Source organism: Anoxybacillus sp. J5B_2022, from assembly GCF_026847645.1.
In the GTDB taxonomy this organism is placed as follows: domain Bacteria; phylum Bacillota; class Bacilli; order Bacillales; family Anoxybacillaceae; genus Anoxybacteroides.
In genome coordinates this window covers 24715-40432 of record NZ_JAPSMC010000014.1, presented here as the reverse complement: position 1 = coordinate 40432, position 15718 = coordinate 24715, and the positions used below count along the sequence as shown (strand labels likewise).

The window sequence follows — 15718 nt, the reverse complement described above, 5'->3', positions numbered from 1 at the left end:
CTAAACGTAAACTGTTGATAGGGAGTGCGTCATGTGAGAGAACGTGTGTATTCCAAAACTCATCTCTTTTTATTTCTAACCGTTATCACCGTTTTGATTTGGTCAGCGGTCAAGCCGGCGAGCTATTTGACGTGGGTGCTCGAAGTCAGCCCTGCGGTTGTGGGGTTGATTGTCGTCATCGCCACATATCATCGCTTTCGTTTGACGACCCTTTCTTATGTCATCATTGCCATTTTAGCGATTAGTATGTTCATCGGCGGGCATTACATTTATTCAAAAGTTCCGCTGTTTAACTGGATGAAAGAAACGTTTCATTGGCAACGCAATCATTACGACCGCTTTGGGCATTTGTTGAAAGGATTGTTTGCGATTGTGCTGAGAGAAATTTTATTGCGAAAAACTCCGCTCACAAAAGGCGGCTGGTTAGTGACGATCGTCATCAGCATGTCGCTTGCGATCGCCGCTTTGTATGAAATCATCGAATGGCTCGTCGGTGCTGCCGCTAAACAAATAAAAGCCGTCAAAGATTTTTTAGGCACACAAGGCGATCCATGGGATACGCAATGGGATATGTTATTTTGCTTCATTGGTTCAGTTATCACGCTGCTTATTTTCTCAAAGCTGCATGACAAGCTTTTAAAAAATGTGTATCAACAATGATTCTTCCCGCAAATTCCAGTTTCTTATCTGGCATTTTTTTCGCTGCATGGTAAAATAAAAACATGCACGAAATTGATGAGTAAAGGGTGTATGAAGATTGGTGACAAAACTATTCATATTGGCGGCTGCTTACCTTCTTGGTTCGATTCCGTTTGCGCTTGTTGTCGGAAAAGTCGGTTACGGCATCGACATTCGGGAACACGGAAGCGGAAACTTAGGTGGAACAAATACGTTTCGCGTCCTCGGCGTCAAAGCCGGAATGATCGTCACAATTGGCGACATTTTAAAAGGAACATTAGCAGCCAGCCTACCGGTATTATTTGCAGTCGATATGCATCCGCTATTAGCTGGGATTTTTGCGGTGATCGGGCATATGTATCCGGTGTTTGCCGGATTTCGCGGGGGAAAAGCAGTTGCGACATCAGGAGGCGTCATGCTGTTTTACTCTCCGTTTTTATTTTTTACGTTGATCGCTGTTTTCTTTCTCGTGCTCTATCTTTCAAAATATGTTTCCCTTTCGTCCATGTTGGCCGGAGTATACGCGATCGTGTACACCGTTTTCTTTACGGACGACATTCCGCTGATGATCGTTGTGTCTGTCTTAACGGCGTTTATTTTTTATCGCCACCGCGCAAACATTAAACGAATTATCAATAAAACCGAACCAAAAATCAAGTGGTTATAAAAGCCAACGGGCTGTCCTACTTTCGGACAGCCTCTTTTGCCGAACATTGCAATAGAGAGGAGTTTATTCGTTGAAATTACCGCACGAATTCGTCGAAAAAATGAACGCACTTTTACAAGAAGAAGCACCGCGGTTTTTCGCTGCGTATGAAGAAGAAAAGGCAAACGGCTTGCGCTTTAATCCGCTGAAAATCGAGCGGGATACGTTTTTATCGCTCGTTCCGTTTACGCTGTCCCCTGTTCCGTTTTGTCCGACCGGTTTTTATTACGAGGCGGATGAACAGCCCGGAAAACATCCGTACCATGCGGCAGGGCTTTATTATATTCAAGAGCCGAGTGCGATGTTTGTCGCTGAAACGTTGCAGCCGAAGCCGGGCGAAAAAGTTCTTGACCTTTGCGCCGCTCCTGGCGGAAAAACGACGCAGCTAGCGGCAATGATGGATAATACTGGATTTCTGCTTGCGAACGAAATTCATCCAAAACGTGTCAAAGCCTTATCGGAAAATATCGAACGATTCGGTATTACCAATGCGCTCGTCACAAACGAAACGCCGGAGAAACTGGCAACTCGGTTTGCCGGCTATTTTGACAAAATTTTAGTAGACGCACCTTGTTCGGGAGAAGGAATGTTTCGCAAAGATGAAGAAGCGATTCACTATTGGAGTGAAGAGCACGTTCAACAGTGCGCCATCAAACAGCGCCACATTTTAGATTGCGCATACCAAATGTTAAAAGAAGGTGGGGTTCTCGTCTACTCGACCTGCACATTTTCCCCTGAGGAAAACGAACAAACGATTGAAGCGTTTTTGCAAAAATATAATGATCTTGAATTAATATCGATCGGGAAAGTCGCTGGAGTGCAATCCGGAAAGCCGGAATGGACAAAAGCAAGGGTTGACGCAATCGAAAAAACAGCGCGGCTTTGGCCGCATCATCTGAAAGGCGAAGGGCATTTTGTCGCCAAACTTCAAAAAACAGGGACAGCACCAACATGGAAAGGGAAAAACGCTACGTCCAATGTCTCCAAGCAATCGTTGCGCGATTATCGGACATTTGAAGCAGTATTGACAACAGAAATCGCGAAAACCATTTATGCGTTCCAGCAACACCTTTTTGCCTTGCCCGACGGCTGCCCTAATTTTGATGGGTTAAAAGTCGTTCGCGCCGGCTTGCATTTAGGCGAGCTGAAAAAACAACGGTTTGAGCCGAACCATGCGCTCGCATTAGCGCTAAAAAAAGAGGATGTCACTCATTCGGTGGATTTGCAAAGCAGCGGGCAGGAATATGAGAAGTATTTGCGCGGCGAAACGCTCGAAACGGGCGGCGACCGCGGCTGGGTCATCGTCACCATCGACGGCTATCCGCTCGGCTGGGGCAAAGAAGTAAAAGGAACATTGAAAAATTTTTATCCAAAGGGGCTAAGAATGTAGCCCCTTTATTTTAATGGCACGGTTAATGTAAACACGATGTTGTCATGTGGCAAATCAAACGCTTTGACGGAAAGGCGATAGCCGTTTTTTAGGCGCATATTCGTCAACGCCACATAAATGCGATTGTTGTCCGGATCAATGATCACCCCTTCCGGCAAGCTGGCGTGTGTTCGCAAATATTTTAGCGCATATTGTGCCGGAATGCGCAACTCTCCTAATGATAAATCCGGATCACGCAATTCTAAATCCCCGTTTACTACGTTCGGCAGAAACGAAACCGTTAACGGAACATTTCTTCCAAAAACTTCTATTTGACTAGCAACATATACACGATCGCTAATCCAGACGCGATACGGAAGCGCCTGTTTTTTCATTTTACTTTGAATATAATGATTAATCGTGGCATTGACGTCTTCTTTCGATGAATGAACGAGAAACGTCGCGCCTTTTACTGTTTTCGGTGCCGTAATCGACAGTTCGGACGGCTGCAAAAGAAAGAAAAGTAGACTACCTACCGTTACGACATTTGCCGCTAACAACGTAAAAAAAGCTATTTTCCATTTTTTATTCATCGCTCCATACTCCTTACTAGTTGTTGATACACGCGTGTTGCAATTAAGGCATATCCTTGTTCGTTCGGATGGAATTGGTCGCTAGAAAGCAAATCATCACGGTCATCAAATAAATCTTTTACATCGACAAACATCGTATGATCATAATGGCTTAGTACGTCTTTGCTTCCTTCATTCCACATTTTAATGACTTCATCGATTTCTGGAATCGTCTGCAGTGAATTGGAAAACGGATTATATAAACCGACGAGAACGATCGTCGCTTCTTGATTTAACGAACGAAGCGTTTTTATCAACCGATTCAGCTTTTGGGCAAACGTTTTTTGCTTTTGTTCAAATAAAGAATACGTTAAATCGAATAAGTGGGAACGAACGATTTTCATCACATCGTTCCCACCGATCGTTATGAAAATCATATCCGCTTCTTTGATCGGCTGTTGGTGTTCGTTAATCACCTCATCAAGCTGAGAAATTCGCAATCCCCTTTTTCCTAAATTCGTCACCGTCACCGAGCGGACTGCTTTATGTTGCATTAGTTTTTCCTTTACATCCGCAACGTAACCACCGTCTACATCGCCAACTCCTTCTGTTAACGAATCGCCAATCGCCACGATCTGCAAATCTTTCGGAACAAAATCAGCGGCAATCGTTAACCGGTTCGGAAGACCTGTTTGTCTTTGCGGAATATCCGTTATCTTCGTAGCGGTTGTCGACAAACAACCGACGCACAAAAGAAAGCGCGCAAGCACGATCCCCCATTTTTTCATGTACATCACCTGCCTACGGAAAATGCGAAGAGGCAAAAATGCGAAGACATTTTTGCCTCTTTATGATGATTGGAGAATTTTAATGTGCTCTAAAATTTGTTTATACGGCACATCGTTAATTCCGTTATAATATTGGACTATTTTCCCGTTTTGGTCGACAAGGTAAAAGTCGGTTCCGTGAATGACTTGGCTTTGGCCCGCGGGCTTCTGTACTACTGCTTTAAAGTTTTTTTGCGCGAATGCTTCGATGTCTTGTTGTGTGTATCCCGTTAACAAATGCCAATGGCGAGTATCGGCATGAAATTTCTCGATATACGCCTTTAATTGCTCCGGATGGTCGTTTTCCGGATCGACGCTAAACGAAACAAATTCCACCTGCAGTCCTTCTTTTTCCGCCATTCGCTGCAATTTCGCCATATTAGCAGTCATCGGCGGACATACATCGGCACAGCGCGTAAAGATGAAATTCGCAACCCATACTTTCCCTTTTAAATCGTTCAAACCGAACGGCTGATTGTTTTGGTCGGTGAACGTAAATGAAGCAACCGGCCAGTTTTTCGCGTCTGGAATTTCTTTTCCGCACGCAGCAGCAAACAATAATAAGCTCATAAGCATGATGATTCCTGCTTTTCTCATCGTTCATCCACCCGTTTTTGATCTCCCCGCTTTATTTTATCAGCTTAAAAAAGCCTATTCAACATAATACATAAACCCGATCGCCCCTGGACCTGTATGGGTAGAAATAATCGGTGTCGTATAAACGATGTCAATCTTTTCATAGCCCGTTGCATCGATGAGCGATTGTTTGAGACGATTCGCTAACGACAGAGCATCGGCATGGGCAATCCCTACTGCCCGAATCGTTTTTCCAGCTGTATCTTCCACGAATCGTTCCGTTAAATATTTCACGACTTGCGAATAGCTCCGCGCTTTCGCAACCGGTGTATAAACTCCATCAATGAGTGCGGCAATCGGTTTAATGTTCAACAGCGAGCCGATTAGTGCTTTGCCGCGGCCAATTCGCCCACCTTTTACTAAATTTTCAAGCGTATCCACCGTGATATACAAATGCGTATGGCGCCGAATGTGGGTAAGGTGCTCCACAATTTCTTCCACACGTTTTCCTGCCTTCGCCCATTTAGCCGCTTCCAACACTTGAAACCCTAGTGCTAGTGAAATAAATTGTGAATCAATCACCGTTACATTCGCTTCCGCCATCCTAGCAGCCTGTTCAGCAGAACGAACCGTGCCGCTCAATTGCGCTGTCATATGAATCGAAATGATGTCATATCCTTCTTGACCTAACCGGTTATACACTTCTACAAACTGCCCGGCAGCGGGCTGTGAGCTTTTCGGCAGTTCGTTTGCCTGGCGCATTTTTTCCATAAATTGTTCCGATGTAATATCGACGCGATCCGTATACGTTTCTTGCCCAATTGTAAATGTTAACGGAACAATTTCAATTCCATACGCTTCTAATGTTTCATTTGGTAAGTCTACGGTGGAATCTGTCACAATTTTAACTTTGTTCATTTCTTCACTTCCTAATCCAAGCTTAATGATTATTATACAATGAAATTCTTGCAATGCCTATAAAAAACGCAAAAAAAGTTGTTTTGCTGAAGCAAAACAACTCACAAGCATCTATGCATTGTTTTTTAAAATATCTGTCTTAAAGATTTGCTCATAGACAGGCCATTTTAACACTTTTTTTAAATAGTCACGAAATGAATAAACAGAACGGGCTTCACGGGACCGATATACTTTCGCAATAAACGTTTCTAAACGCAATTGAATCATAAATCGATACGTGTTATCTTCCTCCAATACTGGAATTTCGATAATCTTTACCTTCTGTCCGTAAGCATTTTTGAACTCCAGACTTTTGAATAGCAAAATATCAATCCTCTTTTTTGACCGATTTATTATTATTATACACGAAATTGGTGCAAAAGTATGTCGGATTGCGCGAAATATTTATAAATTTTTTGCCGAAAAAACACGAAAGCAATACGCCGGCTTTAAATGAGTAAATGGAACAAGTTTGGATCTTTATTCACTTCTTGGAATGGGAAGCCTTTTTTCCTCATTCGCTCAATCAGCGGGGCATAGTCTTCGCGCCGCTTCAATTCGATACCGACTAACGCTGGTCCGTTTTCTTTATTATTCTTCTTTGTATATTCAAACCGAGTAATGTCGTCCGTCGGCCCGAGCACTTCATCTAAAAATTCCCGTAATGCGCCGGCGCGCTGCGGGAAGCTAACGATAAAGTAATGTTGTAATCCTTCGTAAATCATCGATCGTTCTTTAATTTCTTGCATGCGGTCAATGTCGTTATTGCCGCCGCTAATGATACACACAACATTTTTTCCACGAATTTGCTCTTTATATAAATCTAACGCCGCTACCGGAAGCGCCCCCGCAGGCTCCACAACAATCGCATTTTCGTTGTAAAGTTCTAAAATCGTCGTACACGCTTTTCCCTCTGGCACAACGACAATGTCGTCGATCATTTCTTTACAAAGTGAAAACGTCGTTTCACCCACCGTTTTAACGGCTGCCCCGTCTACAAATTTATCAATGTCTTCTAAAGTGACAACATGCCCTTGCTCGAGCGCTGCTTTCATCGACGGAGCGCCGGCCGGCTCGACCCCAATCAGTTTCGTCGCGGGAGAAATACTTTTCACATAAGTGCCTAACCCTGCGATCAATCCGCCGCCACCGATGCTCGCAAAAACAAAATCAATCGGCTCTTCACAATCATTCAGCATTTCCACCCCGATCGTCCCTTGACCTGCGATGACATGTTCATCGTCAAACGGATGAATAAACGTTCTCCCTTCTCGTTTGGCACATTGAACCGCTTCATTGAACGAGTCGTCAAACGTGTCGCCAACTAAAATAATCTCGACCATGTCTTTTCCAAATAATTGAACTTGGGAAATTTTTTGTCGTGGCGTTGTCGCCGGCATATAAATTTTTCCATGCACCCCTAACGCCCGGCACGAATAAGCCACTCCCTGGGCATGATTCCCTGCGCTTGCGCAGACAATACCGTTTTTCCGTTCTTCATTCGTTAAATGTTTCATGCGATTGTACGCGCCGCGAATTTTAAACGAACGAACGACTTGTAAGTCTTCGCGCTTCAAATAGACGTTACAGCCGTAGCGCTCGGATAATAACGGATTTTTTTGCAGCGGCGTGTGATAGACGACGTCTTTTAACGTATGATATGCGATTAAAATGTCTTCCACATAGACGGATCCTTGTTTTCGTTTCAACTGTTGTTCCATAAGCTCTTGTTCCTTTCCTTCACGTCTTTTTAATTTGAATATTATATCACAATTTTCAAAAAAATAAAAGCGAAGTAATAAAAATTTATAAAAATTTTACCAGATCCATCATCATAAAGAAGCGGACAAACCCCGCCGAGGGAGGTATCCGACTAAGAAATCACACAAAAAAATTTATAGAAAAACGTACCCGCTAAACACGAGGTACGTCTAATGGTTGCGCTCATATAGGAGAAACGTATAATCGTACGGATTTTTTTCGTCTTTCGGCCCTTTTTCGCTCGAAATGAGCTGCCAGTCTGTTTCATCGAATGGCGGGAAAAACGTGTCCCCTGGAAAATGCGCGTCGATTTTGGTGATGTAAAGCCGGTCGGCAAATGGCAATGACGCTTGAAATAACTCCGCACCACCGATGATAAAAATCTCATCGTTTCGTTCTGTGGCCATTTTCTTGATGTCGTCGATCGAATGAATGACCGTACATCCTTCCGGTTGAAATGAGCGGTTGCGCGTAACGATAATGTTTTCCCGCCCAGGCAGCGGGCGGCCGATCGATTCAAACGTCTTTCGTCCCATCACGATCGGGTGTCCCATCGTCGTTTTCTTAAAATAGGCAAGATCTGCCGGCAAATGCCACGGCAATTGATTGTCTTTTCCGATGACGCGATTGTTATCCATCGCCACAATAAGCGAAATCATCATCATTCCCCTTTACACCGCCACCGGCGCTTTAATGTGCGGGTGCGGATCGTAATCCACAATTTCAAAATCGTCAAATTCATACTCAAAAATCGAATCCGGCTTTCGCTTAATAATAAGTTTTGGAAGCGGGCGCGGTTCTCTCGTTAATTGTAGTTTGGCCTGTTCAAGATGGTTCATATACAAATGAACATCTCCGCCCGTAAAGATGAGTTCCCCGACTTCCAAATCGCATTGCTGGGCCATCATATGCGTGAGCAACGCGTAGCTGGCAATATTAAACGGCAAGCCTAAAAATGTATCGACCGAACGCTGTTGCCACATGCAAGATAATTTGCCATTGGCCACATAAAATTGAAACGCGTAATGGCACGGCGGCAGTTTCATTTTGTCAATTTCCGCGACATTCCAGGCGCTCACCAACAAACGGCGCGAGTTCGGATTCGTTTTAATTTGTTCAATCACTTCGCTAATTTGGTCGACCGTCTTGCCGTCGGCACCTTTCCATGAACGCCATTGCGCTCCGTAAACAGGACCTAACTCTCCATTTTCATCGGCCCACTCATCCCAAATCGTTACGCTGTTTTCTTGCAAATAGCGGACGTTCGTATCTCCTTTTAAAAACCATAGTAACTCATAAATAATCGAACGAATATGTAGCTTTTTCGTCGTTAATAGCGGGAAACCTTTTTGTAAATCAAAGCGCAGTTGGCGTCCAAAAACAGACAGCGTTCCCACTCCTGTCCGGTCATCCTTTTGAACTCCATTTTCCAAAATATCTTCAAGTAATTGTAAATATTGTTGCAACGTCCTCACCTCATCCTCTATCATAAACGAAAAAGAACTCATTGGCGAGTTCTTTCGATCAATTGCTTTATAAATTGATACGTCTTTGGCGCAGTTTCTTTCAAACGCAAGCGCGTTTCATTGTTATAATAGTAATAGGCGAACGATTCCGCAAAATATTCTTCCGGATAATCGAGAAAATAGTAGTTGTGAGGGAACAACTGCTTCGCTTCTTCACGCCAGATCGCTAAAAAAGGCGATGTAGCGTGAATATGATTAAAAACAATATAGTCAATCGAATGAGCGAGCTCGTGCAGTTCTAAATTCACCGAACCGTGCCCTTTTCCTTTTTCGCTATGGCCGATTTTCACTAACACGAGATGCGAACCGCCAAGTCCCGGAACATCATCCCACGTGATTGAAGAGATATATCCCCGCGGTGTTTGGCCGCGCAAATAGCGTGCGGACGGCTCATCGGTCAACTTTCCCGTAAATAGTTTAATATAAATTTGATGGTCGGCTACTTTTTTTAATAAGGCAGGATCAATATGCGCTAACGTTCTAATCATTTTTTCCGCTTTCGCGTGATCGAAAGGTGTATCTGGTACAATGACGATTTTTTGCAATGTTTGCTTAGACGGAATATTCCCCAATGAAAGCGAACTCGCCTCTAACAATACGCCATGCGTATTTGGATACGGCGAAAACGAAAGGAGCGGCACAACTGTCGCGACTATCCATATGAAAGCAAGCAACCGTTTCACGGTCATTTCCCCACCTTTATGCGTGCGCTAGCAACCTATGAATCTTGTTTTTACTATAGCACACGCAAAAAAGGAGAGAAATGCGTAAATTTAGGAAAAAAGCCCGCTCTTTTTGATGTTCCGAATCGCTTGTTCGAGTTTTTCTTCGTCTTGAACGAGCGCGATGCGGACAAACCCTTCGCCGTTTGGTCCGAACGCTTCCCCCGGTGTTACAACGACGTGAGCTTTGTCCATCAACGCATAGGTGAACGAAAGCGATGTCCACCCTTTCGGAATTTCGGCCCATACGAACATGCTTGCTTTCGGGCGCTCTACGTTCCAGCCGATTGCCGCAAGACCGTCGATGAGAAGGTTGCGGCGGGATTGATAAATACGGCGGCTCTCTTCACAAAATGCGGCTCCTTTTGTTAACGCGGCAACCGCCGCTTTTTGAACCGGCAAAAACACACCGTAATCTAAGTTCGATTTAAATTTGGCAAGCACGTGGAGGATAGCAGCATTTCCGCACGCGTATCCGATGCGGCAACCGGCCATGTTATAGCTTTTCGAAAGCGAATTGATTTCAATGCCTACCGTTTTCGCTTCCGGTATCGACAGAAAACTGATCGGCTTATGACCGTCATAATAAAGCTCGCTATATGCAAAGTCCGACACGACGATAACGTCGTATCGTTTCGCAAAATCGACGACTTCGCGGAAAAACGACTCGGTTGCTAACGCTGGTACAGGGTTGCCTGGAAAGTTAATGATCATCATCACTGCCCGTTTCGCCACGTCTTCTGGAATCGCACGAAGATCGGGAAGAAAGCCGTTTTCTTTTCGAAGCGGCATCAAATAGGCTTCCGCTTGTGCCATGGCAATTCCAGCCGCATATGCTGGATAGCCTGGGTCCGGTACTAAAATGAGATCGCCTAGATTGGCAAACGCCATCGGCAAATGAACGAGCCCGTCTTGCGACCCCATCAAGCAAACGACTTCTTCTTCTGGATTTAGCGATACGCCGTGCTCGGTGCGATAGTAGTCGGCAACGGCTTCATGAAATTCGTTCGTTCCAGCTAACGGATAGCCGTACGTATCCGGCTGGCTGGCGTAAAACGCAAGCGTTTCTCTGACAAATGACGGCGGCGGTAAATCCGGACTGCCGATGCTTAAATCAATCATTTCGTACCCTTCAGAAAGTTTCGACTTTTTATAAGCTGCCAATTCACTAAATACGGAAACGCCAAACGCTTTCATGCGCTCTGCTGTTTTCATTACTTGTGAAACCTCTTTCTTTTTCTTGTTTTTTTGATATATATTATAGATATAGGGAATACTCCCGCTTAAACCTATACTATTAGTGTATCATATTTTCGTGGCTCGACAACATAATAGAAAGGCAGGGAGAAAAGATGAATGCGATTTTTTTCGCTGCAAGTCTATTGACAGTCGCTTATTTTATATATAGCTGCTTTGCTGAATCATAAAAACTCGCAGGCTGGCTGCGAGTTTTTATTGCTTCGTCTTTTTGCGGGCGGAATCGAGCGCGTATCCTCCCGTTTCCGTTTCGGTCGTTCCTTGCCCTTTAACGTTCGGGGCGCTTACACCGGTTTTCGACGGGTCTTTTTTTCGGTTTGACACGTTTGTCACCTCCGTTTTTAACGTGCCCGTCGTTTTGCGTTTCGATTCCTGCGAAAGTTCAATCGTCGCAAAATGAAATTTCGCCGTTTTGCGGACATAGACGGAAAAGCCAAACCGTTTAAACCGCGAGCTTTGCCAATGATCTTTTAACACGATGCGCTTGCGTGCGACCCGTTTCGCTTCGTGGATGACTTCCTCCGTCAATTCTGTATAAAGCGCAAATGATTTGACGCCTTGAATGCCGTCTGATTCGACAATCGCCTGTTCAAACATCGGATCAAAATAGACAACATCAAAGGAACGGTCTGGGAGAGAAGATAAAAATGAGCGATGATCAGCATGAACGACTTGGATGCGTCGCATTGCCTCGTTCATGGCGGCAACTCCCGAATCCCATTGCTGCAGTCCTTGCTCGACTAAATAAGCAATATAGCGATTTCCTTCTAGTCCGACTATTTTGCCGTTTTTGCCTACCGCAACACTGGCAACAATGCTGTCAGACGCTAATCCGAGCGTGCAATCTAACAGCGACATTCCTTCTCGTAATTTTGTCGCTTCTAAAAACGGATCCGACTCGCCGCGCAGTATTCGTTTGACGCGAAACATGGCGGAGTTCGGGTGAAAGAAGAATGACGGCGATCGATCCGCTGGATACATTTCGAGCCGATTTTTGCCGACGACAATAACATCATCCGCATATTGTTCTTGGATCGCTTCTACCGACATTTTGCGCCTCGGCACGTACGAAATGGTAAGTTCTGCGGCAATTTGCTTTGCTTTTTGAATCATTGCTTTGTCCGTTCTTCCTGCTGTTGTGACGATCATGATTTCCTCCACGAAAAATAGGATGCTAAAAAAGCATCCTACTCGCAATGAGTTTCTAGTGCGTTCATAATGTTTTCCATCACTGCTTCCATCGAATTTCCTTCGATTGCATGGCGCGGAATGAAATGAACGACTTCTTTCCCTTTCAACAAAGCCATCGATGGGGAAGATGGCTCGATGCCAACAAAATATTCGCGCATTTTCGCGGTTGCTTCGCGATCTTGCCCAGCAAATACGGTGACTAAATGATCTGGTTTTTTCTCGCTGCGCAAAATTGCCTGCGTTGCCGCTGGACGAGCCAATCCGGCGGCACAGCCGCACACGGAGTTGACGACAACAAACGTCGTTCCTTGCACGTTTTCCATAAAGTTTTCGACTTCCTCGCTCGTCCTTAACTCTTGAAATCCGGCGCGGACAAGTTCATCGCGCATCGGCTGAACGAGCTGGCGCATATATTCTTCATAAGCCATGGACATACTAACCCCTCCTACAACACTCCATGAAAACAGCATACTATTTCATCGGCAAAAAATCAATGAAAGTGTTCACTCTATTCAACCTTTTTCTTGTTATTTTCAGGAACATGATGGCATTAGTCAACACTTGCTTCGTTCCATTCTCGATGAAATTGTCGCAAAAATTGCTCAATAAATTGATGACGATCCACGGCCAGCTTTTTCGCGCTTTCGGTATTCAGCAAATCTTTCAACTTCAGCAATTTCTCATAAAAATGATGAATCGCTGTACTGCGCCCATGCCGATATTCTTCTTTCGTCATCGTTTCTCTCACAGCAAGCGCTGGGTCATATAAAAGATGCCCCCGATTTCCTGCATACATAAACGCACGGGCAATACCGATCGCGCCAAGCGCATCCAATCGGTCGGCATCTTGCACGACCATCGCTTCAAGCGTTTGCGGCGGACTTCCGTGACCACCTTTATACGAAACGGTGGAAATGGCGGACACGATATGTTCGCTTTCTTCGGTAGGGAGTGGAAGTTGCCAAAGCCATCGTTGCACCGCCTGCATTCCGTTTGTTTCGCTGCCTGCCATTTTTTCATCGGCGATATCATGAAGAAGCGCCGCCATTTCGACGATAAACAAATCCGCCCCTTCCTGCTTCGCCAGCCAGCACCCTAACCGGCGGACACGCTCAATATGCGACCAATCATGACCGCTTGCATCGTGTTCCAATCTCGCTTTTACATATTGTTCTGTTTTGCGAATGATCGTTTCTTTCTCCATGTAACTTCCTTCGCTATAATAGTTTTTCAATTTCCTTTTTCAGTTCGCTTGGCCTTGTTTGCGGCGCAAACCGCTCGACAACATTTCCGTTCCGGTCTACAAGAAACTTCGTAAAATTCCATTTAATTGTCTTCGTTCCGAACACGCCTGGTGCTTTTTCGGTTAGATAAACAAACAGCGGATGCGCGTGCTCGCCGTTCACGTCCACTTTGGCAAACATCGGGAACGTAACGCCATAATTTAATTCGCAAAACTGGGCGATTTCTTCCTCCGTCCCCGGCTCTTGATGGCCAAATTGGTTGCATGGGAAACCAAGCACAACGAACCCTTTATCACGATACTGCTCATACAACTCTTGCAACTCTTTGTACTGCGGTGTAAAGCCGCATTTGCTTGCGGTGTTCACGATTAACAGCACCTTTCCTTTATACTCTGTTAACGTTTTTTCGTCCCCTTGAATCGTTTTCACTGTAAAGTCGTAAATACTCATTCGTGATCACTCCTTTTCTCCATCTTAAAGAAGAACAGAGAATTTTTCCACTTTTATGCCCTATGTTCACGTCATCAACAATAGCTTTCGCAATGATTCGAGCATGTACGGTACCATCTCCAATAAATCGTCGACATTTTCTTCGCGAATAAGCCGACCGAATTGAACGGTGATTTCATTTTCATAATGACCGCTATTGTAATCGCGCCGCAACACTTGGCGAATCAAGCGGGTTTTCCCCCAAATGCTACGCATCGTTTCTTCGATCAGCGGACAAACGGACTCATCCGACTTGATTGGCATAAGAAACGTAATCGTTAGCACACAGCCTGCATCGGTGGCTTGTTGCAACAACTCCCGCGCGATTTGTTCTAAATGCATTTCCAGCGTTACCGTACATACGACATCGATTTCCTCCGGCAAACGAAACGTCAGGCGATACGTTCGCGAAAAATGGGCTAAATCAAGCCAATCGTGCCGATCGGTCACCACCACCGTACCGTCTAAATCAAGGTCATAAATCGCTCCTTCTAACACAGTCTTCAAATTATCAAACGCCGTTGGATCCAATCTGCCCATCTCCTTTTGCGAAAATAAGCTATTTTCATGTTTAGATTATTTTATCATTGAAAAGGAAAGGAAAAAAATTCATTGAATAATGATCGCAATGTTTTTATAATTAAGTTATTTAAAAAAATAAGGAAATGGAGGATGAGACCGTTGCCTATTAACATTCCAAAAAACTTACCAGCAAAAGAAGTGTTAGAACAAGAAAATATTTTCGTCATGGATGAAGAGCGGGCGTACTCGCAAGATATTCGTCCGTTAAATATAGTGATTTTAAACTTAATGCCGCAAAAAGAAAAGGCGGAAACTCAGCTTTTGCGGCTGCTCGGCAACTCTCCGCTACAAGTCAATATTACGTTTTTGCGTCCGGAAACGCACGAAGCGAAAACGACGAGCCAATACCATCTCGACCAATTTTATACGACATTTCCGCTCATTCGTCATCGCAAATTTGACGGAATGATTATTACCGGTGCGCCTGTAGAGCATTTGCCCTTTGAAGAAGTCACTTATTGGAACGAGCTTACTGACATTATGGAATGGACAAAAACAAACGTTACTTCTACACTACATATTTGTTGGGGCGCGCAAGCAGGGCTATATTATCATTACGGAATTCCGAAATATATGCTGCCGCAAAAATGCTTCGGTATTTTTGAACATACGCTAGAAGTAAAAAATATGAAATTGTTGCGCGGGTTCGACGACGTCTTTCGCATTCCACATTCTCGCCATACCGATGTGTTGCGAGAAGATATCGAAAAAGTGCCTGAATTAACGATTTTGTCCGTTTCCGAAAAAGCAGGCGTATGTTTGGTGGCTTCGAACGACGGAAAACAAATCTTTTTAACCGGTCACCCAGAATATGACACCACAACGTTAAAAGAAGAATACGAGCGCGACGTGGCAAAAGGATTGCCGATCCATATTCCAGAGTCATATTTTCCGAACGACGATCCAACAAAAGAGCCGCTGAACACATGGCGGTCGCACGCCAACTTATTGTTCGTCAACTGGTTGAACTACTACGTCTACCAAGAAACGCCATATATTTGGGAATAAAAACCTTGGTTCAACAACCAAGGGTTTTTCACCATTTTTTTGCTTGTCCGCCATTGTCCGTGACCATTCTCCCCCTAAATCAATAAAATGTACTAACCTGCATATAGGGGGTGAAAGTATGAGTGGAGGTTATCATGGTGGCAATAACTTTGCGTTAATCGTTGTTTTATTTATCTTGTTAATTATCGTCGGTGCTGCGTTTATGAGAGGCTATTAATCACAAAAAGGAGCTTGCTCGTTTTCATGGGCAAGC

At 44.5% G+C, this 15718-nt stretch carries 20 protein-coding genes and 1 pseudogene; 5 read left to right on the top strand and 16 right to left on the bottom strand.

Annotated elements, in window-relative coordinates; all coding sequences use genetic code 11:
- Positions 1 to 33: 33 nt before the first annotated feature.
- From M4I42_RS06045 to M4I42_RS06035, 3 genes are all read left to right on the top strand, one after another.
- The gene (locus tag M4I42_RS06045; protein WP_268851328.1) at positions 34 to 660 is read left to right on the top strand and encodes a DUF2238 domain-containing protein; all 627 of its coding nucleotides are present in this window, start codon (positions 34 to 36) and stop codon (positions 658 to 660) included.
- Between the two features lie 100 nt (positions 661 to 760).
- On the top strand, positions 761 to 1345 hold the full coding sequence (gene plsY, locus M4I42_RS06040; protein WP_268851347.1) for a glycerol-3-phosphate 1-O-acyltransferase PlsY: 585 nt from the start codon (positions 761 to 763) through the stop codon (positions 1343 to 1345).
- Positions 1346 to 1415: 70 nt separating this feature from the next.
- Positions 1416 to 2774 (top strand): RsmF rRNA methyltransferase first C-terminal domain-containing protein, encoded by a 1359-nt coding sequence (locus tag M4I42_RS06035; protein ID WP_268851327.1) that lies wholly within the window; start codon positions 1416 to 1418, stop codon positions 2772 to 2774.
- A 5-nt stretch (positions 2775 to 2779) separates the two neighbouring features.
- Here M4I42_RS06035 and M4I42_RS06030 read toward each other — a convergent pair whose 3' ends face one another.
- The 16 genes and pseudogenes from M4I42_RS06030 to M4I42_RS05955 all read right to left on the bottom strand — a co-directional run bounded on the left by M4I42_RS06030 (position 2780) and on the right by M4I42_RS05955 (position 14415).
- Entirely contained in the window at positions 2780 to 3346 is a 567-nt protein-coding gene (locus tag M4I42_RS06030) for a YpmS family protein (RefSeq protein WP_268851326.1), read from the bottom strand.
- Positions 3343 to 4113, bottom strand: a complete 771-nt coding sequence (locus M4I42_RS06025) for a GDSL-type esterase/lipase family protein (RefSeq protein WP_268851325.1) — start codon at positions 4111 to 4113, stop codon at positions 3343 to 3345. The genes M4I42_RS06030 and M4I42_RS06025 overlap by 4 nt, the downstream gene beginning before the upstream one ends.
- Before the next feature lie 60 nt (positions 4114 to 4173).
- The gene (locus M4I42_RS06020; RefSeq protein ID WP_268851324.1) at positions 4174 to 4749 is read right to left on the bottom strand and encodes an SCO family protein; all 576 of its coding nucleotides are present in this window, start codon (positions 4747 to 4749) and stop codon (positions 4174 to 4176) included.
- A 54-nt stretch (positions 4750 to 4803) separates the two neighbouring features.
- A complete protein-coding gene (locus M4I42_RS06015; protein ID WP_268851323.1) occupies positions 4804 to 5646 on the bottom strand; it encodes a DegV family protein in 843 nt (280 codons plus the stop codon).
- Positions 5647 to 5757: 111 nt separating this feature from the next.
- Positions 5758 to 6009: a YpmP family protein gene (locus tag M4I42_RS06010; RefSeq protein WP_268851322.1), complete on the bottom strand. Its 252-nt coding sequence runs from the start codon at positions 6007 to 6009 to the stop codon at positions 5758 to 5760.
- Positions 6010 to 6134: 125 nt separating this feature from the next.
- Complete coding sequence (ilvA, locus tag M4I42_RS06005) at positions 6135 to 7406, bottom strand: threonine ammonia-lyase IlvA (RefSeq protein WP_268851321.1); 1272 nt, start codon at positions 7404 to 7406, stop codon at positions 6135 to 6137.
- Between the two features lie 210 nt (positions 7407 to 7616).
- A complete protein-coding gene (folA, locus tag M4I42_RS06000) occupies positions 7617 to 8108 on the bottom strand; it encodes a type 3 dihydrofolate reductase (RefSeq protein ID WP_442864079.1) in 492 nt (163 codons plus the stop codon).
- A 9-nt stretch (positions 8109 to 8117) separates the two neighbouring features.
- Complete coding sequence (thyA, locus tag M4I42_RS05995; RefSeq protein WP_268851319.1) at positions 8118 to 8912, bottom strand: thymidylate synthase; 795 nt, start codon at positions 8910 to 8912, stop codon at positions 8118 to 8120.
- 38 nt (positions 8913 to 8950) lie between these two features.
- Complete coding sequence (locus M4I42_RS05990; RefSeq protein ID WP_442864078.1) at positions 8951 to 9655, bottom strand: anthrax toxin lethal factor-related metalloendopeptidase; 705 nt, start codon at positions 9653 to 9655, stop codon at positions 8951 to 8953.
- A 90-nt stretch (positions 9656 to 9745) separates the two neighbouring features.
- On the bottom strand, positions 9746 to 10909 hold the full coding sequence (locus M4I42_RS05985) for an LL-diaminopimelate aminotransferase (protein WP_268851317.1): 1164 nt from the start codon (positions 10907 to 10909) through the stop codon (positions 9746 to 9748).
- Positions 10910 to 11146: 237 nt separating this feature from the next.
- Positions 11147 to 11275 (bottom strand): YuzL family protein, encoded by a 129-nt coding sequence (locus tag M4I42_RS05980; RefSeq protein WP_268851346.1) that lies wholly within the window; start codon positions 11273 to 11275, stop codon positions 11147 to 11149.
- Between the two features lie 57 nt (positions 11276 to 11332).
- Positions 11333 to 12100 (bottom strand): annotated as a pseudogene (locus M4I42_RS05975) (class I SAM-dependent methyltransferase); the annotation flags it as partial.
- A gap of 38 nt (positions 12101 to 12138) precedes the next feature.
- On the bottom strand, positions 12139 to 12576 hold the full coding sequence (locus M4I42_RS05970; RefSeq protein WP_268851316.1) for a BrxA/BrxB family bacilliredoxin: 438 nt from the start codon (positions 12574 to 12576) through the stop codon (positions 12139 to 12141).
- Positions 12577 to 12692: 116 nt separating this feature from the next.
- Positions 12693 to 13346, bottom strand: a complete 654-nt coding sequence (locus tag M4I42_RS05965) for an HD domain-containing protein (RefSeq protein ID WP_268851315.1) — start codon at positions 13344 to 13346, stop codon at positions 12693 to 12695.
- A gap of 13 nt (positions 13347 to 13359) precedes the next feature.
- Positions 13360 to 13836: a glutathione peroxidase gene (locus M4I42_RS05960; RefSeq protein ID WP_268851314.1), complete on the bottom strand. Its 477-nt coding sequence runs from the start codon at positions 13834 to 13836 to the stop codon at positions 13360 to 13362.
- A 66-nt stretch (positions 13837 to 13902) separates the two neighbouring features.
- Positions 13903 to 14415: a hypothetical protein gene (locus M4I42_RS05955; protein WP_268851313.1), complete on the bottom strand. Its 513-nt coding sequence runs from the start codon at positions 14413 to 14415 to the stop codon at positions 13903 to 13905.
- Between the two features lie 141 nt (positions 14416 to 14556).
- On the opposite strand from M4I42_RS05955, the gene metA reads away from it, so the two are divergent.
- Together metA and M4I42_RS05945 are read left to right on the top strand one after the other, a co-directional pair.
- Positions 14557 to 15465, top strand: coding sequence for a homoserine O-acetyltransferase MetA (gene metA / locus M4I42_RS05950; protein WP_268851345.1), 909 nt, complete (start codon positions 14557 to 14559; stop codon positions 15463 to 15465).
- 118 nt (positions 15466 to 15583) lie between these two features.
- Entirely contained in the window at positions 15584 to 15682 is a 99-nt protein-coding gene (locus tag M4I42_RS05945; RefSeq protein WP_268851312.1) for a YjcZ family sporulation protein, read from the top strand.
- Positions 15683 to 15718 lie beyond the last annotated feature (36 nt).